The organism is Nonomuraea basaltis (assembly GCF_005893125.1).
In the GTDB taxonomy this organism is placed as follows: domain Bacteria; phylum Actinomycetota; class Actinomycetes; order Streptosporangiales; family Streptosporangiaceae; genus Nonomuraea; species Nonomuraea basaltis.
Window position 1 is genome coordinate 46,349 of record NZ_VCJS01000021.1, and the last position, 25,406, is coordinate 71,754.

23 protein-coding genes and 1 pseudogene are annotated in these 25,406 nt (G+C 69.5%); 12 read left to right on the top strand and 12 right to left on the bottom strand.

The window, feature by feature from the left end; all coding sequences use genetic code 11:
- Position 1: 1 nt before the first annotated feature.
- The 4 genes from EJK15_RS12775 (at position 2) to EJK15_RS12790 (ending at position 3,122) form a co-directional block, all read left to right on the top strand.
- Complete coding sequence (locus EJK15_RS12775) at positions 2 to 613, top strand: helix-turn-helix domain-containing protein (protein ID WP_138710609.1); 612 nt, start codon at positions 2 to 4, stop codon at positions 611 to 613.
- Positions 614 to 762: 149 nt separating this feature from the next.
- Positions 763 to 1,296 (top strand): 2,4'-dihydroxyacetophenone dioxygenase family protein, encoded by a 534-nt coding sequence (locus EJK15_RS12780; protein WP_138710610.1) that lies wholly within the window; start codon positions 763 to 765, stop codon positions 1,294 to 1,296.
- A 13-nt stretch (positions 1,297 to 1,309) separates the two neighbouring features.
- Positions 1,310 to 2,392, top strand: coding sequence for a 2,3-butanediol dehydrogenase (locus tag EJK15_RS12785; RefSeq protein ID WP_138710611.1), 1,083 nt, complete (start codon positions 1,310 to 1,312; stop codon positions 2,390 to 2,392).
- Positions 2,376 to 3,122 (top strand): SDR family NAD(P)-dependent oxidoreductase, encoded by a 747-nt coding sequence (locus EJK15_RS12790; protein WP_138710612.1) that lies wholly within the window; start codon positions 2,376 to 2,378, stop codon positions 3,120 to 3,122. Before EJK15_RS12785 ends, EJK15_RS12790 begins: the two co-directional genes overlap by 17 nt.
- Before the next feature lie 20 nt (positions 3,123 to 3,142).
- Here the strand turns inward: EJK15_RS12790 and EJK15_RS12795 are convergent, their stop codons facing one another.
- Positions 3,143 to 3,679: a MarR family winged helix-turn-helix transcriptional regulator gene (locus EJK15_RS12795; RefSeq protein ID WP_138710613.1), complete on the bottom strand. Its 537-nt coding sequence runs from the start codon at positions 3,677 to 3,679 to the stop codon at positions 3,143 to 3,145.
- Between the two features lie 104 nt (positions 3,680 to 3,783).
- Here EJK15_RS12795 and EJK15_RS12800 point away from each other — a divergent pair, with 104 nt between their 5' ends.
- From EJK15_RS12800 to EJK15_RS12815, 4 genes and pseudogenes are all read left to right on the top strand, one after another.
- Entirely contained in the window at positions 3,784 to 4,746 is a 963-nt protein-coding gene (locus EJK15_RS12800) for an MBL fold metallo-hydrolase (protein ID WP_138710614.1), read from the top strand.
- A complete protein-coding gene (locus EJK15_RS12805) occupies positions 4,746 to 6,398 on the top strand; it encodes an FAD-dependent monooxygenase (protein WP_138710615.1) in 1,653 nt (550 codons plus the stop codon). The genes EJK15_RS12800 and EJK15_RS12805 overlap by 1 nt, the downstream gene beginning before the upstream one ends.
- Positions 6,373 to 6,552 (top strand): annotated as a pseudogene (locus EJK15_RS12810) (homogentisate 1,2-dioxygenase); the annotation flags it as partial. The gene EJK15_RS12805 and the pseudogene EJK15_RS12810, both read left to right, overlap by 26 nt.
- Positions 6,553 to 6,716: 164 nt before the next feature.
- The gene (locus EJK15_RS12815; RefSeq protein WP_138710616.1) at positions 6,717 to 7,511 is read left to right on the top strand and encodes a strictosidine synthase; all 795 of its coding nucleotides are present in this window, start codon (positions 6,717 to 6,719) and stop codon (positions 7,509 to 7,511) included.
- Here the strand turns inward: EJK15_RS12815 and EJK15_RS70470 are convergent.
- A complete protein-coding gene (locus tag EJK15_RS70470; RefSeq protein ID WP_171074264.1) occupies positions 7,465 to 7,923 on the bottom strand; it encodes a PDDEXK family nuclease in 459 nt (152 codons plus the stop codon). The two genes, EJK15_RS12815 and EJK15_RS70470, sit on opposite strands and share 47 nt — an antisense overlap.
- A 40-nt stretch (positions 7,924 to 7,963) precedes the next feature.
- Between EJK15_RS70470 and EJK15_RS70475 the strand changes: the two genes are divergently transcribed.
- On the top strand, positions 7,964 to 8,167 hold the full coding sequence (locus tag EJK15_RS70475; RefSeq protein WP_171074265.1) for a hypothetical protein: 204 nt from the start codon (positions 7,964 to 7,966) through the stop codon (positions 8,165 to 8,167).
- Positions 8,168 to 8,214: 47 nt separating this feature from the next.
- Here EJK15_RS70475 and EJK15_RS12825 read toward each other — a convergent pair whose 3' ends face one another.
- The 4 genes from EJK15_RS12825 to EJK15_RS12840 are packed head-to-tail and all read right to left on the bottom strand — an operon-like array spanning position 8,215 to position 15,611.
- A complete protein-coding gene (locus EJK15_RS12825) occupies positions 8,215 to 10,587 on the bottom strand; it encodes an acetyl-CoA acetyltransferase (RefSeq protein ID WP_138710618.1) in 2,373 nt (790 codons plus the stop codon).
- Between the two features lie 21 nt (positions 10,588 to 10,608).
- Positions 10,609 to 11,697, bottom strand: coding sequence for an NAD(P)-dependent alcohol dehydrogenase (locus EJK15_RS12830; protein WP_138710619.1), 1,089 nt, complete (start codon positions 11,695 to 11,697; stop codon positions 10,609 to 10,611).
- Positions 11,694 to 13,142 (bottom strand): aldehyde dehydrogenase, encoded by a 1,449-nt coding sequence (locus tag EJK15_RS12835; protein WP_138710620.1) that lies wholly within the window; start codon positions 13,140 to 13,142, stop codon positions 11,694 to 11,696. The genes EJK15_RS12830 and EJK15_RS12835 overlap by 4 nt, the downstream gene beginning before the upstream one ends.
- Positions 13,143 to 13,178: 36 nt before the next feature.
- Positions 13,179 to 15,611, bottom strand: a complete 2,433-nt coding sequence (locus EJK15_RS12840; protein ID WP_138710621.1) for a CaiB/BaiF CoA transferase family protein — start codon at positions 15,609 to 15,611, stop codon at positions 13,179 to 13,181.
- Between the two features lie 280 nt (positions 15,612 to 15,891).
- Between EJK15_RS12840 and EJK15_RS76250 the strand changes: the two genes are divergently transcribed.
- The 3 genes from EJK15_RS76250 (at position 15,892) to EJK15_RS77495 (ending at position 18,277) form a co-directional block, all read left to right on the top strand.
- On the top strand, positions 15,892 to 16,839 hold the full coding sequence (locus EJK15_RS76250) for a LysR family transcriptional regulator (RefSeq protein WP_276615388.1): 948 nt from the start codon (positions 15,892 to 15,894) through the stop codon (positions 16,837 to 16,839).
- 321 nt (positions 16,840 to 17,160) lie between these two features.
- Positions 17,161 to 18,114, top strand: coding sequence for a WD40 repeat domain-containing protein (locus EJK15_RS12850; RefSeq protein WP_138710623.1), 954 nt, complete (start codon positions 17,161 to 17,163; stop codon positions 18,112 to 18,114).
- Between the two features lie 46 nt (positions 18,115 to 18,160).
- Positions 18,161 to 18,277 (top strand): pentapeptide repeat-containing protein, encoded by a 117-nt coding sequence (locus EJK15_RS77495; RefSeq protein ID WP_420847052.1) that lies wholly within the window; start codon positions 18,161 to 18,163, stop codon positions 18,275 to 18,277.
- Here EJK15_RS77495 and EJK15_RS12860 read toward each other — a convergent pair.
- The 6 genes from EJK15_RS12860 to EJK15_RS12885 form a co-directional block, all read right to left on the bottom strand.
- A complete protein-coding gene (locus tag EJK15_RS12860; protein ID WP_138710624.1) occupies positions 18,255 to 20,357 on the bottom strand; it encodes a DUF4132 domain-containing protein in 2,103 nt (700 codons plus the stop codon). The genes EJK15_RS77495 and EJK15_RS12860 overlap by 23 nt on opposite strands.
- Before the next feature lies 1 nt (position 20,358).
- Complete coding sequence (locus EJK15_RS12865) at positions 20,359 to 20,538, bottom strand: hypothetical protein (protein WP_138710625.1); 180 nt, start codon at positions 20,536 to 20,538, stop codon at positions 20,359 to 20,361.
- A 175-nt stretch (positions 20,539 to 20,713) separates the two neighbouring features.
- Positions 20,714 to 22,246, bottom strand: coding sequence for a sugar ABC transporter ATP-binding protein (locus EJK15_RS12870; protein WP_138710626.1), 1,533 nt, complete (start codon positions 22,244 to 22,246; stop codon positions 20,714 to 20,716).
- The gene (locus EJK15_RS12875) at positions 22,243 to 23,241 is read right to left on the bottom strand and encodes an ABC transporter permease (RefSeq protein ID WP_138710627.1); all 999 of its coding nucleotides are present in this window, start codon (positions 23,239 to 23,241) and stop codon (positions 22,243 to 22,245) included. Before EJK15_RS12875 ends, EJK15_RS12870 begins: the two co-directional genes overlap by 4 nt.
- Positions 23,238 to 24,308: an ABC transporter permease gene (locus EJK15_RS12880; RefSeq protein ID WP_138710628.1), complete on the bottom strand. Its 1,071-nt coding sequence runs from the start codon at positions 24,306 to 24,308 to the stop codon at positions 23,238 to 23,240. The genes EJK15_RS12875 and EJK15_RS12880 overlap by 4 nt, the downstream gene beginning before the upstream one ends.
- On the bottom strand, positions 24,305 to 25,390 hold the full coding sequence (locus tag EJK15_RS12885) for a mandelate racemase/muconate lactonizing enzyme family protein (protein ID WP_138710629.1): 1,086 nt from the start codon (positions 25,388 to 25,390) through the stop codon (positions 24,305 to 24,307). The genes EJK15_RS12880 and EJK15_RS12885 overlap by 4 nt, the downstream gene beginning before the upstream one ends.
- Positions 25,391 to 25,406 lie beyond the last annotated feature (16 nt).

Genomic DNA, 25,406 nt, shown 5'->3' on the forward strand with positions numbered 1-25,406 from the left:
GATGACCAGCGCCGCCACGTCGGCAGATCCGGACGCCGCCGACGCCGCCGCCCTTGGCGGTCGGATCCGGGAATTGCGCAAGAGGGCGGGACTGACCCTGGACAGCGTCGCCGACGCCGCGCAGATCTCGGCCAGCCTGCTCTCCCGGGTTGAGCGCGGTGTCGCGCAGCCGTCGCTGCCCACGCTGCGCACCATCGCCCGTGCCCTCGGTGTGCCGATCGCGGAGCTGTTCGAGGGCGAGGACCGGTCAACCGCGAACGAACATGACGCGGCCGGGCGGCGGCTCGTCGTGCGGCACGCCGACCGGCGCCGGCTCAAGGTGCCCGACTCGCGTATCCAGTACGAACTCATGATTCCCGACCTGGACGGCGCGGTCGAGGTGATCTGGGGGTCGATACCACCGGGCGGCGGGGCCACCCGTCCCTCCTCGCACCCCGGCGAGGAGGTCGTCGTCGCGTTCACCGGGCACGTCGCCGTCGTGGTCGACGACGAGGAGTTCCTGTTGGCGGCGGGCGACACGATCCGTTTCGACCGGAGTCGCCCGCATCGTCTGCACAACCCCCGGGCGACAGTCGCGGAGTTCATGCTCATTGTGGCGCCACCATCACGTTAGATTGCGTCCGAGCAGGTACTGAAGCTTCATGCAATGCTCCCTTGCATGTCATGCATGTCGGCCCTAGCCTGTGACCATGCGGCTTCCGGCCCTCATGTGTGGTCGAGGGCTCCGCGTCAACGTCGCGAGCTAGCAAAGGAGCTGGCAGCATGCCTGAAACGCCCAATTCGGAGTTTTGGAGAACCCTCAAGCCGATCGAGAATTCGCAGAAGCCGGATGCGCTGCCGGAGGTCTACCTCTCCAAGGTCGCCACCGATGACGACCGCTACTACGTGCCTTTCACCGAGACCGTCGGGTCACGGCCGCTGTGGATCAACGTCAAGGACAACAGCTGGGCTGACATCCTGCGCGCGAAGGAGGCTGGGCTGGTCAACCGGCATTACCACCCGCATGAGGTGTTCGCCTACACCATCTCCGGCAAGTGGGGCTACCTGGAGCGGCCCTGGACGGCGAGCGCCGGCGACTTCGTCTACGAAGCCCCGGGCGAGGGTCACACGCTGGTTGCCTACGACAGCGGCGAGCCGATGAAAACCTTCTTCATCGTCAAGGGTCCGCTCGCCTGGCTGGACGAGAACGGCGACGTCACCGGGATCTTCGACGTCCACGACTACATCGCGATGTGCCGGGAGCACTACGACAAGGTGGGCATCGGCGCCGACTACGTCAACTCGCTCTTCCGCTGATGGGAAAGGCCGCGTGACGAGGGCCGCCGTCTGGTACGGAGCGCGCGATGTCCGCGTCGTCGATGTGGAGTCCCGGGCCACCGGCCCCGGGGAGGTCGCGATCGCGGTGGCATACTGCGGCATCTGCGGTAGCGACCTGCATGAGTACGCTGACGGACCGCATGCCATCCCGGTGCACGAACCGCATCCCGAGTCGCGGACGACCGCGCCGATCATCGTCGGCCACGAATTTTGCGGCACGGTGGTCGAAGTCGGGTCCGGCGTGTCCGGGTTCGCGCCGGGCGACCGGGTCGCGGTGGAGCCACATTACCGCTGCGGCGCGTGTCCCCGATGCCGGAACGGTGAGTACAACATCTGCCGGCACTTCGGCTTCGCCGGTCTCATGGGCGACGGCGGGATGGCCGAACGGGCCGTCGTTCCCGCCTACATGCTGCACCGCCTACCCGACACGGTCTCACTGGAGCAGGCGGCAGTGTTCGAGCCGGCTGCCGTGGCCCTGCACGCCTGGCGGCGGGCGGGCTTCCGCCCGGGCGAGACACTCGCCGTGATCGGCCTCGGCCCGATCGGGCTTCTCATCGTGATGCTGGCCGTGCGGCACGGCGCGGGCCGCATCATCGCGGCCGACCTCTCCCCGGCCCGGCTCGAGGTCGCCCACGCCCTGGGTGCAACGGACCTCGTGCCCGCCGAAGATCGGGCTGCCGTGGTTGACCTGATCAGGCAGGCCGCCGACGGTGAAGGCGTGGACGTGGCTTTCGAAGTCGTCGGCTCCGAGGAGACGCTGCGCACCTGCATGCACGCGACGCGGAGCGGCGGCCGGGTCATGCTGGTCGGCCTGGCCGGGACGGTCAGCATCGATGCGTTCGCGATGGTCAACAAGGAGCAGTCGATCATCACCAGCGTGGGTTATCGCGACGTCTACCCCGATCTGATCCGGTTGGTGGAGAAGGGGATGGACCTCACCGCGATCGTCACCGCCACCATCGCCTTGGAGGACGTCGTGCACGACGGGTTCGAAGCCCTGCTGCGCGGCAGCGACCAGATCAAGATCCTTGTTCGACCAAGTGGAGGAAGGCAAGCACATGACCACGGCGGATAGGGCAGGGTTCAACAGCGACCAGTTCGCCGGGCACCCGGTGTTCGTCACCGGCGGCACGTCGGGGATCGGCGCCGCGACGGCGATGCTGTTCGCCGAACTCGGCGCCGACGTCACGGCTCTCGGCCTCGCCCCCCGGGTCGCCGGCGAGCGACCGGTGCATCCGCGGGTACGGGTGATCGAGCACGACGTCCGCGACCACGACGGCCTGGCGCGGCTGATCTCGGCCGAACCGCAGATCGGTGTCCTGGTCAACTGCGCGGGCGTCAGCCACGACCGCAGGGAGTACGACCTGGACCCCTGGCGCGTGGTGCTGGACGTCAACCTCACCGCCACCATGGTCGCCAGCGAAGCGGCGCGCCCGGGTCTCGCGAGGGCCGGCGGCTGCGTCGTCAACGTGTCCTCGATGTTCGCCTTCTTCGGCAGCAGGGATCGGCCGGCGTACAGCGCGAGCAAGGGGGGCGTCTCGCAACTGACCCGGTCGCTCGCCGCGGAGTACGCCCCGGAAGGCATCCGGGTGAATGCCGTTGCGCCGGGGTTCGTGGAGACACAGCTGGCCCGCGGCTTGCTCGACGATCCGCAGGCCGCCGCGGAACTGCTGCTGCGCATCCCGCTGGGACGGTACGGAAAGCCCCGGGATGTCGCTCAGGTGATCGCGTTTCTGTGCTCGCCTGCCGCGTCGTACATCTGCGGGGCGGTCTTGCCCGTGGATGGGGGCTATCTCTGCGTTTGATTGCGACCATCACGTTGCGGTCAGTGCCTGCGTTTCGTGGTCGCCGTGGTCGCTCCAGCCATGAGCTTTTCCAGCAGGCCCACCAACGTGACGTGTTCAGCCTCGGTGAGGGTGGCGGCCCAGGCCTGCTCCCGCTGGTTGTGTGCCCGGAAGGCATCGGTGATGGCGTCACGTCCGGCCGGGGTCAGGGTCAGCGTGATGGCGCGCCCGTCGTGATCGGCCCGCCGGCGGGATGCCAGACCGGCTCGTTCGAGGGTGTTGACCAGCGCCGAGACGGCAGCGCGGCTCATGCCGGACAATTCGGCGACGCGCTTGGCCTCCATCGGCCCGGCGAGCCAGAGCACGAACAGCACCCGGAAGCCGGCCCAGCTGAACCCGCGCGGCCGGTGTACCGACGACTCCAGGTCGTAGACGAGGGCGTTGGTCACCCTGTGCAGGGTGAGCACGAGACGCATCGCATCTGGGTCGATCTCGGGCAGTTCCCGCCTGGTGTGGTCGATCGCGAAGTCGATGAACCCCAGGTAGTCCAGTTCTTCCGGCAGGGCGGCGCCATTCATGTGGCCAAGACTATGGCCTGTGTTCTCCAGGGCTTCCCTGCGAACGCGGTTTGGCGTAGCGTCCAGGAAATAGTAAAACCTTTGACTAGACTGGGAGCTGTGTCATGGCGCAGAAGCCTTTCGCCTCGTCCGCCGATCTCGCCGACAAACAGCAGACCCTCGAGGTGTTGGCCGACGGGGTCTATGCGCTGACGGCGGAGGGCGATCCGAACGTCGGGGCGATCGAAGGCGAGGATTTTCTGGTCTGCTTCGAGGCGCTCGCCACTCCGGTGGCCGCCCGGGAATGGCTCGCCTTGCTCCGCCAGCACACTGACAAACCGGTCAAGTTTCTCGTGTTGTCGCACTACCATGCGGTGCGGGTGCTCGGTGCCAGCGCCTTCGACGCCGAGGTGATCGTGGCGCACGAGCGGACACGCGAGTTGATCGCCGAACGCGGCAAGCAGGACTGGGAGTCGGAATACGGCCGGATGCCCCGACTGTTCAAGGAGCCCGCCTCGATTCCGGGATTGACTTGGCCCACTGCCACGTTCGCGGATCGGTTCACCATCGATCTCGGCGGCGCTCGGGGTGATCTGGTGCTGCAGTACTGCGGGCGCGGGCACACCGAGGGCGACATCGTGGCGTGGCTGCCCCGACAGCGGATCCTCTTCGCCGGTGACCTGGTGGAGGCCCACGCGGCGTTGTACACCGGCGACGCGTTCCACCGGGACTGGTCGACCGGGACGCTGGACGCGGTCGCCGCCTTCGGCGCCGAGACACTCGTCGGCGGGCGCGGCGCGGTGGCGTCCGGGCGAGACGCGGTGGACGCGGCGATCGGGCAGACCCGGCACTTCCTGCAGGTGATGCTGCGTGAAGTCGGCGCCGTGCGGCAGCGAGGTGGCACGGTGAAGGAGGCGTTCGAGGCGACCCACGCCGCCCTCGTCGATCAGTACGGCGGCTGGCCCATCTTCGAACACTGCCTGCCGTTCGACGTGTCCCGGCTCTGGGACGAGATGTCCGGCATCGAACGGCCGCGCATCTGGACCGGGGAACGCGACCGCGCCGTGTGGCAGGAATTGCAGGACTGATGAACGGCCACACGCCTGACGCCCGCGACGGACGCGGCCCGTCGCCGGTGGTGGTACTCGGCAACGGCCCGGTGGGCCAGACTGCCGCGCTGCTGCTGGCGCGGTGGGCTGTCCCGGTTATCCTGCTCGATCAGCGGCCGCACCGCGACCCGGTCGGTTCCAAGGCGATCGTGCAGCAGCGCGACGTCCTCGACGTGTGGGAGGCCGTTGGCGCCGGCCGCCGCATCGCCGACGAGGGGCTCACCTGGACCGTGGCGCGCACCTTCTACCGCGACCAGGAACTGTTCAACTACACCTTCGCTGACCCGGGCCGATCTGTGTTTCCGCCGTTTGTGAACATCTCACAGACGCGTACCGAGGAAGTCCTTGACCAGCGGATCGCGGCCGAACCGCTCATCGACGTGTGCTGGGACCACCACGTGACCGGCATCGCCCAAGACGAGCAGGGCGTCACGCTGCACTGTGGGAACCGTGCGGTGCAGGCGTCTTACGTCGTCGCATGCGCCGGAGCCCGCGGCGACGACATACGGCGCATGCTCGGCGTCAGGTTCGACGGGCGCTCCTTCGACGACCGGTTCCTGATCTGCGACATCCGCACCGACCTGCCCGGCTGGGCCAACGAGCGCCGGTTCTATTTCGACCCGCCGTGGAACCCCGGACGGCAGGTCCTCATCCACCCCTGTCCGGACAGTACGTTCCGCATCGACTGGCAGGTCCCGGCCGGCGAGGACGGTGCCGTCGGCGTGGACCCAGGCGGCCGGGACGCGCGGATCCGAGCCATCATCGGTGATCGGCCCTACGAGCTGGTGTGGAGCTCGGTGTACCGCTTCCACTCCAGGGTCGTGGACCGGATGCGGGTCGGGCGGGTGCTGCTCGCCGGCGATCTGGCCCACCTGGTCTCCCCGTTCGGCGCCCGCGGACTCAACTCCGGCGTACAGGACGCGGAGAACGCCGCCTGGAAGCTGGCGTTCGTCCTCAACGGCTGGGCCGACGAGTCGCTGCTCGACAGCTACCACGCCGAACGGCACGCCGCCGCCCGCGAGAACCTGGACGTCACCGACGCCACCATGCGCTTCCTCGTACCCGGCACCGAGGCCGAGCACCAGCACCGCCTGGCCGTCCTGGAGGCGGCCGGCACCGACGCGGGCGCCCGCGCTGCCGTCGACTCCGGCCGGCTCGCGGAACCCTTCTGGTACGTCGACTCGCCGCTGACCACGCCGAACCCGAACCATCCGTTCACCGGACGCCCACCGCGCGGCGCCGTGCCGCCGGCCGGCCCTGGCATCCTCGTGCCCGACGCGCCGATCGCGATCGGCGGGCGTCCCACCCGGATACGGCAGATCGCCCGCGACGGATTCCTGCTGCTGGCCGGCGAGCGGGTGGACGCCGACGCCGTCCACGCCGCCGCGCAGCGCGCAACCTCGGCACCGGTGCGGGTCGAGCGCATCACCGACATCGACCACGACAGTGCGCTCGCCACCGTCCTGGCGGCCCATCCCGACGAGCTGTGGATCATCCGGCCGGACGCACATGTCGCCGCGGTACTCACTGATCCGGGCCCGGCCGCTGTCGGCACGGCGCTGCGGCGTGCGACCGCCGCCCCCACCACGACCGAGGAGCGTGACCATGGCGCACTACCGGCTGATCGGTGACGTCCCACCGAAGCGCCACACCCAGCACCGTCGCCCCGATGGTGGCCTCTACTACGAGGAACTGATGGGCGAGGAGGGCTTCTCCAGCGACTCGTCGCTTCTCTACCACCGGCACCTGCCCTCGGCCATCGTCGACGCGACGCCGTGGGACCTGATCTCCGCGTACCCGCCCGCCTCAAGGCCATGGTCGAAGGGCGGGTGTCGCCGTGCCGACTCCGGCCACGGCGGGATCTTCCAGTTCCACGACAAGTTCGCCCCCATCGCCGTGAAGTTCCTCGCGCGATGACCGGCACGCCACGAAATCCAGGGAGACGGGCAATGACTCAGACACCGACCTATGTCAAGAAACCCTTCGCTTCGTCGATTCTGCTGTGGATGCGCACCGATCAGCCCCGTCAGCAAGGGATGGACCACTGGCAGGGCCCACACTCCAAGATCATCAGTGTGACACCGGGATTCGAGGAGTACCGGCAGATTCACCTGGCCGAGACCAATCCCGGGCTGTGGCCGGCCATCAGCGGAGTGGAGACGGCCATCCCCGCCGATCGCAGGATCGACGGCCTCGCCGAGGTCACCTTCCAGTCGGCCCTCTCTCCGCTCTGGGGCCGGAAGCAGACGAAGCTCGCCTACAAAGATGAGGTGAATGTGTTCCGGCGCACCCTGCTCTATGCGGGGCCGCCGAACTCCGCTCGTTGGTACGACGTCGCGGATCCCGGTGAGCGGGCGGAAGCCCGGGCCCTGATCTACCTCAGGAGAAGGCAGGGGGTCGGCACCGGTGCTTTCCGCCGGTTCGTCACCGAGGTGATGGTCGCCGGCCTCGCGAACGCCGGCATGCTGAAGGAACTGCGTACGCAGGTGTTCATGCCCTGGAGCCAAAGGCTCTGGGACACGCCGAACGTGGCCCACGACAACCCCACCGACCAGCGCTTCCACGCCTCAATGATGCTGGGCTTCACTGATGCAGACGCGCTTCGGGCAAGCTTCGCCAGCGATGCTGTCACGAAGTTGTCGCCCGTGCTTCCCGCGTTCGTCTCAGCCGTGCACGCCTACGAAGTGTCTGCGGCGCTCACCTATGTACATAACGGAAAGATTCTGCCGACCTACCAGAAGTGATCGACCATGCGCGCCGACTGGCCGGACTGCGCCGGCAACCACGGCGTTCCTGGCGCGATTCGAGAAGCAGGTGGCTGAAGCCGCGCGCTGGCACGACGGACGGGTGACTCCCGGAGTGCGCGGCATGGCCACCCAGATGGCCGCGCGAGGGCACGCTTTGGCAGGGGAGGCCCGACGCGTCAAGGTCCTTCGGATTACCGATCTCTTCAGGCACGATACGGCTGACAAGAGCGATGCCCGCGTTCTCCAAGAGATGGTCCTTGGACTTGTCAAACGCGTAGCGCTTGCTGTGCTGCGGCCCGTCGATTTCGATGACGCCAGCACGTCCCTTGAGCGCGACCAGGACGTCGGGCTCGAAGGTGTGCTGCGAAACACGCACACCAGGCAACGGGAAGAAGAAGCACTCGCTCATTGGGACGCAACGCATGCGGTAGCCGTGCAAGGGCGGTCTCATGACTCTCAGCCAGCGTGATCTTGCCGGCGTGGGTGTGCTCATCAGCTGCGCCCTGCGCCCGAAGGTGCGGCCCGGCGCAGCCTCCGCCTACGGAATTCTGCTCGGGCGCTATCGCGCGGAGGTGGAATTCCGGAACGCTGTGGACAGCGTCCTCGATGGGTTCGACGTACGGGTGTTACCCGATGGCGATCTCACGTGCTGAAGTGCATGTCCGGCCCGGGAAACTGACACCCGCCGCTGCTCTCCGTCTCAGCGGTTGCGCCACTGAGGGCGGCGCTTCTGGGCGAAGGCGGTGATGCCCTCGATGGCGTCCTCGCTGACCATCAGCTCGTCGAGCGCCTGCGACGGATGGGTGACGGCATCGATCACATCGAGGATCGCCTGCGTCTCGTCCATGATCTGAAGGGAGGCCCGGATCGAGGTGGGCGATCCCTCCAGGATCTCCCGTGCGAGCTCGCGGGCACCCTCCAGCGCTCGCCCCGGCTCGGTCACCCGGTTCACCAGACCGTGCTCCAGGGCTTGCGCCGCGGTGAGGCGGCGGCCGGTGAGGATCATTTCGCCGGCCAGCTTCTGGGGCAGTGCCCGAGGCAGCCGCACCAGCCCGCCCGCACCGGCGACCAGGCCGACCTTGACCTCGCTGAGCGCGAAGAGCGCGGCGGCGTCGGCCACCACGAGATGGCAGGCCAGGGCGATCTCGAAGCCGCCGCCCATCGCGAAGCCGTTCACGGCCGCGATGACGGGCTTGCGCATGCCGCGGCGGGCAGTCAGCCCCGCGAAGCCGTTCTTCGGCACCCACATCGGCTTGCCGGAGGCCGAATACCGCAGGTCGTTGCCCGCCGAGAACGCCTTGTCGCCGGCGCCGGTGAGGATCGCCACCCACAGGTCCGGGTCGGCGAAGTAGGCGTCGAAGACCTGGTCGAGCTCGTCGTTGGCGGGCGGGTGGAGACTGTTGCGGCTTTCCGGCCGGTTGATGGTGATCTCGAGGACGTGACCGTCGCGGCGCACGTGCACGTGCTCGTAGTCGTCGCGGAACCCGGCGGGCCTGGCCGGGAACAGCTCCTCCATCCTGGTGTCGCTGACCGTCGCGCGGTTGCCGAAGCCGAAGGAGCGGACGTACACGCGGCAGCCGATGGCCTCGCCGCCGCCGAGCAGATCGAGGATGTCCTCGTCGCCGTCGGCCGTCATCGCCAGGAACCGGCGGCCGTCGGCCTCCAGCCGTCCGATCACGATGCCGGTACGGCCACCGCGGCGGTCATGTTTGACGGTGCAGGTCTCGATCGTGCCCCAGCCGTCGGCGTGGACGGCCTGCTCGACGGACGGCCAGGCGTCGATCTCGGCCTGGAGGCCGGCGCTGCCGTCCGGGCGCCACTCGGCGGGGCTGGTCGAGTAGACGCCGACCGAATACTTGCTCAGGGTTCCGCCGTTCGCGCCTATCAGCCCGTAGGCGCCAGGCTGATCGCGAAGCAGCCGGACGGTCTCGGCTATGGCGTGCATCGAGTAGTTGTTGCCTGCCCCGCCGAAGAACGGCAGGCCACCGGTGACGGTGAGGCCGCGCGGATCGTCGGCGGGCAGGCCGAGTCCGTCGCACACGTTCGACACGGCGATGGGGAAGCAGCTGTACAGGTCGATGGTGGTCAGGTCGGCCACGCCGATCCCCGCGAGTTCCAGAGCGTGCCGGGCGGCCAGGACGGCGGCGGGGCTGAGGCTGAGGTCGGCCCGGTCGAGCAGGTCGCGCTCACGCAGGTCCGCGTGCCCGTGCAGGAACACCCACTTCTCCTCCGGCACGCCGAGCCGCCGGGCCGTGGCCACAGACATCAGCAGCACGGCCGCGCCCTGGTTGACCTTGTCCCGCGCGACGAGGAAACGGGTGTACGGCTCGGCGATGATCCGGTTGTCCGGCGTGGGAGTGACGAGTTCCTCGGCGCTTCGCTCCGTGGGCGCGGTCGCGTGCGGGTTGGCCGCGGCGACCTTGGTGAAGGGCGCGAACAATGCCCCCATTCCGGCGGCGTACTCCTCCTTGCCCTGCTTCAGCCTGGCCCGGCGCGCGTTCTCGAACAACGCGTACTGACTGGGCGCGTCCGTCAGACCATGGGTGACGTGCAGCCGGGAGACCAGGCCCTTGAGGCCGTAGCCGCGGTCCTCCAGGTCACCTTCGACGCTCTCGCTGAAGTCCGGCTTGTTCTCGGCCTTGGTGAAGTGCTGGATCGTCGAGATCGCCTCGGATCCGACGATCAGGGCCGCCTGGGACGAGCCTGCCGCGATCGTCGCGGCGAGCTCGTTGACCAGGTGCTGCGGAGACTGCCCGCCTGCCACGTCGAGGATCGCGCGACGGGGGTCCGCCCCCACTCGCCGGGCGACCGAGCGGGGATAGTTGCTGGATTTGCCGAGCGGGGCGCGGGCGCCGGGCGTGGAGATCTCGAACTGCCGCACCCCTGCCACGGTGTCGATGGCGGAGGCGACCGCCGTGACGTCCGCGCCGGTGTCGGCGATCGCGTCACGAGCCGCGGCCGCGGCCAGCTCGACGGGGGAGAGCTGCCGGTATCCGGGCTCGCCGAGCCGTTCGGATGACTGCCCGGCGCCCACGAGCACCGGCGTCCGGGGGTCGATCTCCTGCAAGGCCATGTTCTCGCTCCAGCGCATTTCTCAGAAGACCAGGACGGGCTTGACGGCGACGCCTGCCCGCGTGTCCGCTATCGCCTGCCCGATCTCCTCGAACGGATAGGTAGTGATCAGCTTCTCCACCGGCAACGAGCCGTTGGCCCGCATGCGCAGGAGTCTGGGCAGGAAGTCAGCGGGCACGGCGTCCCCCTCGATGGAGCCGCGTACCGTCTTCCCGCCGGCGATCAGGTCCTGCGCGTCGATGGTGACCTCGGGGATGCCGATGCCTACCAGGATGAGTACGCCCCCGGCATCGAGGGCCTGCACCCCCTGGCCGATCACGGCGGGCACGGCGGTGGTGTCGAGGGCGTGCGTGGCCCCGCCGCCGGTGTGGTCACGCACCGCCGCCACGACGTCGTCGCCGGCCGGGTCGATGACCGCGGTCGCGCCGAGCTCGACGGCGAGCGCGCGGCGGCTCTCGACGGGATCGACGGCGACGATGCGGGAGGCCCCGGCCGCCTTGGCCGCCATCAGGGCGGCCAGCCCCACGCCGCCCGCGCCGTACACGACGAACCGCGCGTCCGCACCCGGCCGCAGCACGTTGAGCACGGCCCCGGCGCCGGTCTGGACGCCGCAGCCGAGCGGCGCCGACGTGGTCAGGTCCACGTCCCGCGGGACCACCACGGTGTTGTCCGGCGTGGTGACGGCGTGGGTGGCGAAACTGGACTGGCCGAAGAACGACCCCATCACCGGGGCGCCGGCCTGGGTCAGCAGGGCCGAGCCGTCGGCACGCGTTCCCTGGGTGTTGAGCGGGACGAACCGCTCGCAGTACGCGGCCCGCCCGGCGGAGCACCGCCCGCACGCCCCGCACGAACGGTAGCTCAGCAGCACGTGATCACCCGGCCGCACACCCTCGACCGCGCTTCCCACCTGCTCGACCACGCCCGCGCCCTCGTGACCGAGGACGAACGGCAGGCCGTCGGGCAGCATGCCCTTGGTGGCGAGGTCGGTGTGACAGATGCTGCTGGCGACCATGCGAACGAGGATCTCCCCGTCGCCCGGCTCGGCCAGTTCCACCTCTTCCAGGACGAACGGTTGCCGCGGGCCCCGCGACACGGCGGCAGTGATCTTCACATCCCCTCCCCAGGTACGAAGATGGACTTGGTGCGGAAGTAGGCCGCCAGGCCCTCGGGTCCGTATTCCTTGCCGACGCCGCTGGCCTTCCACCCGCCGAACGGGGAGCCCGGATCGAGGGTCCACATGTTGAGCCCGATGCTGCCGGTCTCGATGCGGCGCGCCACGGCCAGCGCGTGTTCGGTGTCGGAGCTCCAGACGCTGCCGGCCAGCCCGTAGTCGGAGTCATTGGCGATTCCGATCGCCTCCTCCTCCGTGTGGTACGGGATCACGCACACGACCGGGCCGAAGATCTCTTCTCGGGCGACGCTCATCGCGTTGTCGACGTCGGCGAAGACGGCAGGCTCCATGAACCAGCCCCGCGGCCGGTCCGCCGGCCTGCCGCCACCGGTCACCAGGCGTGCGCCTTCCGACCGCCCGCTCTCGACGTAGGACTCGACGCGTTCCCGCTGGCGCCGGCTGACCAGCGGGCCCATCGTGGTGGACGGGTCCAGGGGGTCGCCGACGCGGAACGACCGGGCGACGCCGGCGAGGCCGTCCACGACCTCGTCGTACCGCTCGCGCGGCGCCAGCACCCGGGAGTTGAGGAAGCAGGACTGGCCGGCGTTGACGAAGGACAGGAAGCCCAGGCCCTGGATCACCTGGGAGAGGTCCGCGTCGCGCAGCACCACGGCCGCGGACTTGCCGCCCAGCTCGAGGGTCACCGGCTTGAGCGCCTCGCCGCAGATGGCACCGATGGCGCGTCCGGCCGGAGTCGAGCCGGTGAACGCCACCTTGTCGACTCCTGGATGCCTGACCAGCGCCTCGCCGGTGTCCCGCCCTCCGGTGAGGAGGTTGACCACTCCGGCCGGCAGGCCGGCCTCGGCCACCGCCTCCATGAGGAGCCGGCTGTCGAGCGAGGTCTCGGGGGCGGGCTTGAGGACGACCGTGCAGCCGGCGGCGAGCGCGGGCGCGAGTTTCATGGCGGTCAGGGCGAGAGGGTAGTTCCACGGCACGATCACGGCGACCACGCCGACCGGTTCGCGCTGGATGCGGACGTGCCCTTGATAGGACAGCGCGGTGCGGGTCTCGTCGTCGAAGCCGGCCCGGGCGAGTGCGGCGTAGTAACGCAGGGTCCCGGCCAGGGCCGTGACGTTGGCCTGCTCGGACAGCGCGAGCGGCATGCCGTTCTGCCGGGACACCAGCTCGCTGAGCTCCTTGGCCCGGCTCTCGACGGAGTCCGCCAGCCGTTCCATCAGCTCGGCACGCTCCGCCGGCGCCGTGGCCACCCACGGTCCTTGGGCGCGGCGGGCGGCCTCGACAGCGCGGTCGACGTCCTTGGGGCCGGCGTCGGCGATGGAGCCGAGCGGCTCCTCGGTGGCGGCCTCGATGACGGGAACGGTCGCCGTGGCCAGCGGCTCGGTCCACTCCCCATCGATGTAGAGGGTGTGGTCGTGCACCAACATTGATATCTCCTGTTCGCTGTCGCGCCGGATTTCGGCTCAGGCGCGAGAACCGCCCTCTTCCAGTGCGCCGGCGCGCAGCAGCTCCTCGATCTCCGGCTCCGGCAGGCCCAGCCACTCCTGGCAGATCTCCCTGGTGTGCTCCCCCTGCAGTGGCGCGGGCCCGAGGAGGGGGTCGGCGACGTGCTGGAACCGCGCGGGACGGGCCTCGGTCAGCAGGCCCTCCGCACGGCCAGGCTGGTGAAGGACGGTGAGGAAGCCCCGCGAGGACAGGTGCGGGTCGCCGGGGTAGTCGGAGACGCGCAGCATGGCGCCGGCCGGAACTCCGGCCTGCTGGAGCAGCTCCATGACCTTGCGGGGCTCGTGGCCGCTCGTCCATCGCACCAGGGCCGCTTCGATCTCCTCGCGTCGTTCCATGCGTCCCGCGGCGGTCGCGAGCTCCGCGTCCTCGGCCAGGTCGGGACGACCGATCACGGAGCACAGGCGCTCGAAGTCCTTACGGTCGCGGACGTCGATCGCGCACCATTCGTCGTCGCCGGCGCACGGGTACACGCCTTGCGGAGCATCGGTGGTGCCGCCTCCCGCGGTCAGCGACCCGGGATTCAACGACTCGGCGAGCAGCAGGTCGGCCATCGCGGTCAGGATGACCTCGGCCTGAGAGACGCCGACCGTGCCGCCCTCGCCGGCCCGCCGACAGCGCACGAGCTGGGCGAGGACGGCGGTGGCGCAGACCCGGCCGACCAGATGGTCGGGATAGATCGTCGTCGCGTCGCTGAACCCCTCCGCCACGTCCGGGTAGCGCCACAGCGAGGTCAGCCCGGTCGAGGCCCGGACCAGCGGGCCGTAGCCCAAGCGCTTGCTCCACGGGCCCCAGGAGCCGAACGCGCTGCTGTCCGCCATGACGATCTTCGGGTTGATCGTCCGGAGATCGTCGTACCCGAGTCCGAGCGACTCGAGGGTGCCGGGCTTGAAGTTCGACAGCACCACGTCAGCACCGGCGACCAGCCGCTTGAACAGCGCGACTCCCTCGGGGGAACGCAGGTTGAGCCCGAGTCCGCGCTTGTTGCGATGCCCGGAGACGAACGAGGCGGTGATCGCCTCGCCGGTGAGCGACTGGCGGCTGCCGTCGGGAAAGGCGCGGTTCTCGACCTTGACGACGTCGGCGCCGAAATCCGCGAGCAGCCGGCCGGCCTCCGCACCCGCCACGATCACGCCGAGGTCGAGGACCCGCAACCCGCTCAGCGGCTGCCGCCGTCCCTCGAAACCCTGGTCGGGGGAGCTCGCAGGTTGCTCGCCGCCGTCCCCGGAGTGGTCCAGCTCGGCGAAGACCTCGGCGTTGTGCTCGCCGGGCAGGGGCGCCCGGCGCCGGAGTCCCGCCCGCACACCGTCGAGCTCCAGGAACCCCGTGGGCACGCGGCCCGTGAGGCCGGGGGTGACCTCGACGTCGGCCAGCGCCCCGCGCTCCACGAAGTGCCCGGCGTCCAGCACCTCCCGTGGAGTGAGCACGGCGGCGATCGGCACGCCGAGCCGCTGCCCCTGCTCCACGAGCTCGTCCCTGGTCTGGACCCGGAACAACTCCCGGATGTAGGCATGGATCTTGTCCGCGGCCATGAACCTGGCGCCGAGCGACTCGTATGCCGGGTCGGAGAGCTCTTCGGGCTCGCCCAGCCAGGCCCGCATGCCGCGCCACTGGCGGGCGCTGAGCAGGCATACCCGGACATGGCCGTCCGCGCAGGCGAAGATCGGGTACAGGTGCCTGCCGTCCGGACGCCCTCGGGGCAGATCGGTGGGACGTGTCCCGCCGGTCGCCGAACCGCCGATTCCGTAGCCCGGATCGAGAACCTGCGCGACAGCCTCGCTGACGGAGAAGTCGATGTGGTCGCCACGACCGGTCGCCAGGCGGTTGAGGTAGGCCAGGAGCGCGGTCCAGGCCGCCTGGTACGCGGCGGCCTCCGTGGCCAAGGAGCCCGGCGGCAGCAACGGAGCCAGACCTGGCAGCCCGGAGCGCGAGAGGACGCCGCCCAGGGCCAGATGCACGCGCTCGGTGGCGGTGTACCCGCTGTAGGGGCCGGTCTGCCCGAAGTCGGAGATCGACAGGATCACCAGACCGGGGTTGCGGGCGGCCACTGCACCGAAGTTCACGCCCTTGTCCGCCATATCGCCGGGACGTCCGCCCTCGATCCAGATATCGGCGGCGTCCAGTAGCGCCAGCAACCGATCCCGGTCCTCCAAACGGATCAGGTCCAGGGTCACGCCTCGCTTGCCGGCGTGGTGCGTGGCGAAATGCAGGCTCGTTCCCTCGTGCAGGGGCGCCAGCCGCCGTGCGTCCGCGCCACCCGGCGGTTCCACCAGGATCACGTCCGCTCCGAGATCCGCGAGAAACCGGCCGGCGGTCCCTTCCCGCCCGGCCGTCGTGTCGACCACGCGGACCCCGAGGAGGGGCAGGGAGCAGGAGTTTCCGCTCTCAGACATCCGTCATCACATTCCTTCCGGTCACCGGCCGTCCCTTAACGCGTTTCGGGCATGCGCGAGCAGGCCCGTTGGGCATGTCGAGGAGAGGACGGGGCGATGAGGTGACGACCCTGGTTCGGCGGGCCGCCCGAGTTACCGCGAAGTCAACGGCGCGTCTCGTACGTACAGGGTCGCATCACCGTCATCTCGCTGACCATGGCCGATTTCCGAACGTGCACGTTTCCGGAACCGCAACGTGTGAGTTCTCGTGAGGTGCGGAAAGTGATCCAGAGGTTTGGAAGTGATCTTCTGTGAGTGGTTTATTGGCCAGGTGGACATCCAGCAGCTTCGCTACTTCGTCACCGTCGCCGACGAGCTCCATTTCGGGCGCGCGGCGGAGCGGCTGCGCATCAGCCCCTCGCCGCTGAGCCGCCACATCCGGGCGCTGGAGCACGAACTGGGAGCGGAGCTGTTCCTCCGCCGGTACCACAACGTGCAGCTCACCCGCTTCGGCCGGGACTTCCTGGAACACGCTCGCGATGTCGTGCAGCGTTTCGATGCGCTGAAGGGCCTCGCCCGCGACCGGGACGCGTTCGCCGAGCGACGCTTCCACATAGGAGCGACCCCATTGGCCGCACCGCAGATTCTCGACGCCGTGCTGTCGGCCTTCCACGAGACGGCCCCCGAGACGGAACTGCCGGTGACGCTGGAGCCCACAGCGGACTTGCTGCCCAAAGTGACAAGCGGTGGCATCGATCTGGCGGTGGTGCATCTTCCCGTGGAAGAACCGCGCCTGCACGCCTTGCCGCTGGGACAGTCGACGTTCGCGATCGCTGTGCGGGCCGACGACGTCCTGGCCGACCGCCCCTCCGTATCCCTTCGCGACCTGAAGGGCCGCAAGGTCCTCACCACCTCCCGCAAGGTCCACCCCACGCTTTTGGGAACGATCCAGGAGGCCATGATCGAGGCCGGAATAGTCCGGATCATGGAGATCCCGAATGATCCGGTCCAGTCCATCGCGCACATCCTGCACACCGGCGCGGTTGCGCTGACGCTCACGGGGAGTCATCCGTCGGCGCGCCTCCTCTACGACACGCCCGCAATCGCCCTCGTCCCATTGGATGAGCCGCGCATGATCCTCACGGCCGGTCTGGTGTGGGATCCGGCGACCGAGAAACGACTGCCCACCGTGGGCAAGGTGCTCGCCGTACTGCGCGGTAAGTATGGCGAGCACCTCATGACCCTTTGAGGCAGCGGAAAGCCTTGCCTCAACACTTCTGTCGGTGCGTGGCGGCGGCCCTCCGTCCATGTGGCGGGCGCGAAATTGTTCCCCTATAGCTGTGTATCCCTGGGCACCCCAGAGCCTCCAGCGAAGCCGGGGCGCTTCAGCGAAATGCGGCTGCCGTACTTGGCGCCACCAGGCGGGTACCAGTTGGTCTCCACTTGACAGCTCCACCGCGCGGCGGGGTCTATGGTCCGTTATCGGATGGCGATCAACCTTGCGCGGAGATGAGAAGTCCAACCCTGTGTGAAGATTCTTTGTGGGGCGCTCGTTGTCCTCTCGGCTCTCGTGGCCGTTCCTGCTACCGCTCATGGGGCCGTTCCCGCAGGCGAGACGTCCGCCCCGATCCGGTACGCCGCCGTTTCCGACTGCACCAAGGACCCGCACAACGCCGAGAGGTGTGGGTCTTGGTGGTACCGGACCACCTACGGCAAGCGCCACTCGCTCAACGGAGTGGCCCGAACGACGATGCCGGTCGCCGTCAGCGGGGACGGCCGCCGCCTGGCTTACATCAGGGCCAAGGATGCCCGACTCGTTATCCGCGACCTCGACGGCCGGACGCGGGTTTCACGGGCCAAGGCATGGCCGTCGAGGTCGGAGCTCGATGTCACCCGCGTGACGATGTCGTATGACGGCTCCCTCGTGGCGGTGAACTGCTGCTGGGCCGGATTCACTAACCACTCTGCCCGGGTTTACGACGCGGCCACCGGCGCCCTGCTGGCCAAGGTGCCGGGGGTGTCGGTTCATGAGGATGCTCTCAGCTTGAGCGGCGACGCCGACCAGATCCTCGTCAGGACGGATGATGACAAGTCCGGCAGGCTCAGCGCCTACGACCTGAACGGCAGGCGGACCACCAGCGTCGTGCCACCTCGGCTGATCGGCGACAACGCGGCGACCGCCGTGCTGAACGCCGACGGGCACACCGTGGCCGTCTACGTCGCCGGCCGCAAACCCAAGATTGCCCTGTACGACCTGGACACCGAACTGGTCACCGCCACGTTCTCCGTGCCGGCGTCGGGCCAGAAGGTGGAGCGGGACCCTGGGGAGGGCAGGATCGTGGAGGTCGACACTGATGTCAGACTCGACTGGACGGGCGACTCCACCCTGCGGATGGTCAGGAAGGTTGGGTTCAAGCTGGTGCGGGTGAAGGTCTACGGCATCGACGTCGCTACTGGATCGGTGCATCTTCAGCGTGGCTATGCCATCGCCGGAACCACCGACGAAGCGGTGAGCGGCCTGTGACGCTGGGACGATACGCGATGTTCGGGGTCCCAGCCTCGATGGCGCGATTCTGATCGGATGCGACCTCAACGACGCCGCCTTCACCAGCGCCAGCTTGAAGAACGCCGACTTGACCAGATCGAAACGCTCTGGGGCGGAGGTCACGCCTGGAGTTGGCGGGTGATGGAGGGGTCGGTGATCGCGGTGTCGTTCGCCAGCAGGAAAGCCTTGCTGAGGATGAGCGCCAACCGGCCGTCCTCCTCGAAAGGCAGGAACAGCCCGGGCTGGGGGTCGCGGGCGGAGACGATGCACAGGTAGGCGTCGTTGGGCTCCATCAGGATGTTCGCCGACCCCAGGTGGATCTTGTAGGTGCGCAGGTCACCCCGTACCACCAGGTAGCGGTCGCTGAGGGTGCACCGGTCGGCGATGGACGTGCGCCCGATCAGGCGGGACAGGGCGTCCCTGCGCACCTCGGCGGAGGGCGGCAGCGCCGCGAACGAGCCGGTCTGCCAGTAGTCCCGCAGCCGGTCAGGCCCCTGGCCGGCCCACTGAGGATCGGTCGTGATCGAGGCGACGGCCACGAACAGGTCGATGTCCCGCATGGCCTCGCTGAACACCAGCGCGGGCACCTCCGCCAGCGGCGCGTCATGCCAGCTGCCGTCGGCCATCCGCTGGAAGCGGGCCCGGCCGATCTCCGCGTGGTTCTCGTCGCACAGGTAGTGCTCCAGCGTCGCCCGCCATCGTCCGCCCGCCATGACCCGGTGGGCGTTGCTGTCCTCCTCCCAATGTCCTTGGAAGCGGGACTGCCAGCCGCGGTCCTTGAACAGCGCGCGAAGCCGGCGATAGTGCACCACGTGCCCCTCGAACCGGCTGGACCAGTGCCCGGCCGCTTCCTCCGCGGGGGTGAGCAGGTAGATCTCGCGGAAGGCCTGCTTGAACGGCTGGCGCAGCTCCTTGCCCTGCACCACCTCCCGCCAGCCGCGTACCTCCTCCACCGACGCGCGGGCCGGATGCCACAGCCGCACCGGCAGGTCCGGCACGTTCATCCCCAGCTCGCCGCGCCACACGCCGGGGGAGACCTCGAACTCCCAGATCAGCCGTTCGGCGACCGGATGGCCCTCAAGTTGCCGGTACGGCGCGGTCGTCTCGGCGGTGTGTCCGGCCTCCAACGCCCTGCCGAGGGTCATCTGCTGCTGCTGGGTCAGCTTGGCCAGCTCGCGCAGCCGCTTGACCTCGTCGGGGTGCTCCCGCCTGACCGCCGCCGGGACCGTCTTCAGCTTCTTGTCCCCGTGCCACCACGACAGCTCGACCTTGCCGTTGGTCGAGATCACCGCCGTGTGCTCGCCGACGGCCTGGCGGACCTGCCCGTCGGGGATCCTGAACGCCACCTCCAGCCGCTCGGCCAGGGCCGGCTCCATGCGCTTGAACTTGCGATCGAGCTGCATGGGCACCCCGCCGTGCCGGGTGATGCGGCGGGCGGTGCGCAGCGCGGAGATCGCCTCGGGCGTCGGATGCTCCTCCACCGCACGGGCGATCTCGAACAGCAGACCCTGCGAAGGTAGCGTCTTGGCCGGGGTGGGCGCCACGGCGATCCCGCGTACCAGTGCGTCCAGCAGCTCGGGCAGCCAGGGTTCGTCCCGGAAGAGCGCCAGACGGACGGCCCGGCCGAGCGCCGACTTCTCCCCATCGTCGAACGCCTTCTCCGCCTTGTACGGAATCTCGCCCGCGTGAATCGCCGCGACCCGAGCCCGCGCCATCTCCAGAGCCGTACGGGCGAAGCCCAGGTAGCCGGGCAGGCCGCCGAGCCATTCGGGCAAGCCGGGCACCGGCTCGGACGAGCGTACCGCTTCAGAGAACAACGCCCGGAGCTCCACATCCCACCCGAGCAGCAGGTCCACTTCGGCGACCGCGATCGGTCCCCAGCCCTCGGCGCGCATGGAGCGCACTTCGGCGTCCATGCCCGCCAGCCCCGCCGCCACCAGCACGGAGAAGCGGCTGTATGCGTGCCTCCTGACCTCCGCCAGCAGAAATCCGACCAGCTCGCGGGCCGGCTCGACCAGCCGCCGCCTGGCCTGCTCGTCGAGTGCGTACCGGGCCCGGATCGATCCGCCGAGGGTCTGAACCGGTGCGCCGCTGCCCAGCCCGACCAGGCCGACACTCAGCCGGGGGACCTCGGGCCAGTACGTGGGGTCGTCCGTGCTTCCGGCGATCAGGTGGAGCAGGCGCTGCGCGAGCGGGGACAGTACGCCGTCGAGAACGCCCATGTCAGCCACCGACCAGGGGGACGAGCTTGACGAACGAGACGACGGGGTCGGCGACCAGATCGATCTCCACGCCCAGGTCCTCGACCTGCCGGTCACCGACCAGCAGCAGGAAGCCGTTGCGGGAGAATTCCTCCAACGCCTGGCCGGTCGCGGACTCGTCGCGAAACGTCACCGATGCCATCGGCCATCCTCTTATCGTCGAGATCAAGTGGTGGCGCAATCTATAGCAGCAGCGAACGACAGAACTGCTGCGGCGGCATTCACGGTTTCCCGGGTTCTCCTCGGAGGTTGGGGGCCAGCGGAGAGATCGCCGAAGTCGTGCGCTCCTCGCCTCGGACGCGGCGGCCGGGCTGGATTCATGCCGCTTCCTCATCGCCCGTGGGTGGCCGCGAAGGCTCAGTGTGGATCAACCGGATGATCGCGTGGCTCATCCGGGCGTAGTCGTGGTCGTTGACCAGCTCGCCGCGGAGGCTGAAGTCGTTCATCACCGCGATCCGGTCGGCGAGGGTGACGATCTCCGGCAAGTCCGAGGAGATCAGCAGTAGCGCCAGCCCGGCCCCCGCCAGCTCGGCGATCAGCTCGTGGAACGCCGCCTTGGTGCGTACGTCGATGCCGACGGTCGGCTCGTCCACGATGAGGATCTCGCATTCGGCGGCGAGCCACTTCGCGAGGCTGACCTTCTGCTGGTTGCCGCCGGAGAGCTGGCCCGCGAGCTGGGACGGCGAAGAGATCCGGATGCCCAGCCGATCGACGTACCGGGCCAGCAGGCGACGTTCCGCCCGATCGGTCACCAGCCCGGCCCTGGCCAGGCGCCGCCACACGGTGACGCCGATGTTGCGGGCGATCGGCTGGTCAAGGAAGAGGCCCTCTTCCTTGCGGTTCTCGGTCACGTAGCCGATGCGGTGGCCGCGGAGCGCCTCGCCGACATCGCGGATGCGCACCGGACGGCTCCGCACCTCCACCGTTCCCGAGGTGATCCGGTCGAGCCCGAGCAGCGCCTTGGCCAGTTCGCTGCGGCCGGCCCCGACCAGGCCGTACAGTCCGAGGATCTCCCCCGGGCGCACCGACAGGGAGATGTCGCGGTGGCCCCGCGCGGTGCACACCTTGTCCAGCCGCAGGGCCGGCGCCGTCGCCGGGTCGACGTGCCGCTCGGCGAGGTGGACCGAGGAGTACGCCCGCCCGACCATGAGGTCGACGATCTGGTCCTGCGTGTAGCCGCCGAGCGGCTCGGCCTCGGCCATGCTGCGCCCGTCGCGCAGCACGGTGACCGTGTCCGCGACCGCGAACACCTCCTCCAGCTTGTGGCTCACCAGCACGACGGCGTGTCCGCTGTTGCGCAGCTTGCGCACGATCCCGTAGAGCCGGTTGGCCTCGTCCCCGGTGAGCGACGCGGTCGGCTCGTCGAGCAGCAGCACCTTGCTGTCGACGCTCAGCGCCTTGGCGATCTCGACCAGCTGCGCCTGCGCCACGGACAGCCGGGAGATCGGGGTGTCCGGGTCGAGGTCCAGATCGAGCAGGGCGAGGCAGCGGCGGGCCTCGGCACGCATCCGCGCCCGGTCGACGAGACCGAAGCGCCGCGGCAGGTGGTGCAGCAGGATGTTCTCGGCGATGGAGAACTCGGCGATCAGGTTGCGTTCCTGGTGCACCACGCCGATGCCGGCCCGCTGGGCGTCGAGCGGCCCGTTCATGTGCAGCTCGGTGTCGCCGAGCGCGACCCGCCCGCCGTCCGGCCGGTGCACACCGGTGAGGATCTTGATGAGCGTGCTCTTGCCCGCGCCGTTCTCGCCCAGCAGGGCGTGCACGCTGCCTGCGGCGAGCCTCAGGGTGGCCCCGTCCAGCGCGCGGACTCCCGGGAACGTCTTCACCAGGTTCTCGGCGGTGAGCATCATGACGACCCCTTCGACAGCTTCTGGCGTACGGTGCTGAGCAACACCGCACCGAGGATGACCGCGCCGACGATCAGGTCGATCCAGCGCGGGTTGATGTCGAACTGCGCTTGCATGACGTCCACCAGCCGGACCAGGAACGCCGCGAGGCAGGTGCCGGCCACGCTGACCACCCCGCCGGCGAGCGCCACCCCGCCGATGATCGGCGCGGCGAAGCTCGGCAGCAGCAGATCGTCGCCGATGCTGGAGTTGACGGAGCCGGAAGCGGCGACCGTGATGACGGCGGCGACCCCGGCGAGCAGGCCGCTGAGCCCATGCGCGATGACGATCGACCGGTCGTTGGAGACGCCGGACAGCCGCGCGGCGAACGGGCTGCCGCCGGTCGCCAGCAACTGCCGTCCCACGACCGCCCGGCCGAAGAACAGGGCCACCAGGGCAGCCACCATGAGAGCGAGGAGGAGGACGACCGGCAGCCCGAGCACCGAGGCAGTGCCGAGGTCACGCAAGCCTTGCGAGTACCCCTGGAAGGTGTTCGGGCCGTTGATCCCGTACCGCAGCCCTTCGATGATCGTCATGGTGGCGAGGGTCACGATGAAGCCGTTGATCCGGGTGAACACGACGAGCAGCCCATTGACGAGACCGGCGGCGAGACCCACCCCGAGCGCGCCCAGCACGGCCAGCGGAGCCGGCAGTCCGCCTTCGAGCATGAGCCACGCCGCGACCATGGCGCACAGGCCCGTGAGCGTGCCGACCGACAGGTTCATCTGGCCGATGGCCAGCACCACCATCTGGGAGAGCCCGATGACGATGGGAACGGCGAGGAACCGGAAGAACGCGTCCAGCGTGCCGCGTGAGAGCAGGTTGCCGTCCGTGGCGACGGCGAGCGCGACGAACCCGGCGACGGCGAGCACCGCGAGGGTGAACTCCGGCCGGGCGGTGACGCCCTTGAGCCTCCCGCCGAGTCCGGCGCGGCTTGCCGTCGTGGTGCCGGCGCTCATGCCCGCGCCCCCCTACGTTCCGCGACGACGTGGCGCACCCGGTCGAGAGACAACGCGCCGAGCAGCACCAAGCCGATGTAGAGATTGAGCTGGTCGAGCTGGAACTGCAGCAGGTTCAGGCCTTTGTAGATGACCTGGGTGAGCGTCGCGCCCAGCACCGTGCCGAGCACGCTGACGGCGCCGCCGGCCAGCAGCGTGCCGCCGAGCACCGGGCCGAGGAACGACGGCAGCAGGAACGCGTCGCCGATGCGCGCCGAGAACGCGCCGTTGTTCGCGGCGAGCAGGAAGCCGGCCAGCCCGGCGAGTAGCCCGCTGAGGGCGTGGGCCTGCACCACCCGGCTGCGGACGGGGATGCCGGACAGTTCGGCCGCCTTCTCGTTGGCGCCGGTCATCAGGATCTCCCTGCCCAGCCTGCTGAAGCGGAACAGCAGTCCCACCGCCAGCACCGCGACGAGGGTGAGGGGCACGACGAGAGGGATGTGCGGGCCGCACACATCGCCCATGCAGTAGTCGGCGAACGTGTCGTTGCGCAGCGCGTCCATGCCGGCGGGCTGGCTGCTGAAGGCGACACCGTCGGTGAACCCGGTGTAGAGGATCGTGATGAGCCCCACCAGGGCGAAGTCCATCGCCAGCGTGACCACGAACGAGTTGACCCCGGTACGCGAGATGATCAGCCCGGCCAGCGCGCCGAGCAACGTGCTCACGATCAGCCCGATCACCAGGCCGACCACCAGCGACACGCCGAGCCGGTCGTAGGCGAGGCCCATGGCGAACGCGCTCATCGCCGCCATCCGGCCGACGGCCATGTTCATGTGCCCCAGCGACAGGACCGCCAGCTGGGAGAGGCCGACCACCGTGTACACGCTGATGTCCGACTGCAGCGGCACGAGCGTGAGCGTGGTGTCCATGAACGCCGGTCGTAGCGCGGTGAAGAGCGCGACCAGGGCGATCAGCAGGATGAGCAGCCCGAGGCGCGGGTTCGCCCAGAGCGGCGTCCTCGACGGCCCGCGCGGTCCCGGCGGACCCGCCGCGGGAGTCTCCGGCGGCGTCGCGGTCCGCGTGCTCACGCGACTCTCCGGTCGTCGATCGCGTCGCGGTCCCACTCGATGCCGAGCCCGGGGGACGCCGGAGCCAGGGCGTGCCCGTCGGCGATCTCGATCTCCTGCCGGGTGATCGCCCTGAGCTGGGGGATGTGCTCCAGGTAGCGGCTGTTCGGCACCGCACAGCAGAGGCTCACGTGCAGCTCCATCAGGAAATGCGGACAGACCGGCACGTTGTACGCCTCGGCCAGGTGCGCGACCTTGAGCCAGGGCGTAATGCCGCCGATGCGTGCCACGTCCACCTGCACGATGCCGGCCGCCTGCCGGTGCAGGTACTCGCGGAACTGCGCCACGGAGTAGAGCGACTCACCGACCGCGACGGGGATCGAGGCGGCCGCGGCCAGTGCCTGGTGCCCGGCGACGTCATCGCCCGGCAGCGGCTCCTCGAACCAGTAGGGGTCGGACGGTTCGAGGAGTCGGGCCCGCCTGACGGCCTCCGCGGGGGTGAGCGACTGGTTGGCGTCGAGCATCAGGTCGAAGTTCGGTCCGACCGCCGCACGGACGGCGGCCAGCCTTTCCGCGTCCTCCACGGGAGAGCGGCCGACCTTGAGCTTCACGCCGGGCCAGCCCGCGGCCTGGCTGGCCTTGGCGCCGGTGATGAGCTCCTCGGTGGTGAGGTGCAGCCAGCCGCCTTCGGTGTCGTACAGCGGGATGCGGTCCTTCGCGCCGCCCGCGAGGACCCACAGCGGCTGTCCCGCGTCGCGGCACCGCCAGTCCCACAGGGCCGTGTCGACGGCGGCGAGGGCCAGGGAGGTGATCGCGCCGACCGTGGTCGCCCGGGTCGCGGCGAACAGGTCGTGCCACACGGCCTCGACCCGGCGGGCGTCGGCACCGACCAGCCTGGGCAGCAGGTAGTCGCGCAGCAGGGCGAGCACGGCGGTGCCCCCGGTGCCGATCGTGTACGTGTAACCGGTGCCGGTGCCGCCGTCGTCGGTGTGGACCTCGACGAAGACGGTCTCCTGCTTGATGAACGACTGGACGGCGTCTGTGCGTACGGTCTCGACCTCGAGGTCGACGAGATACGCCGCGGCGTGGGTGATCGCGGGCAAGGGTGGATCCTCCTGG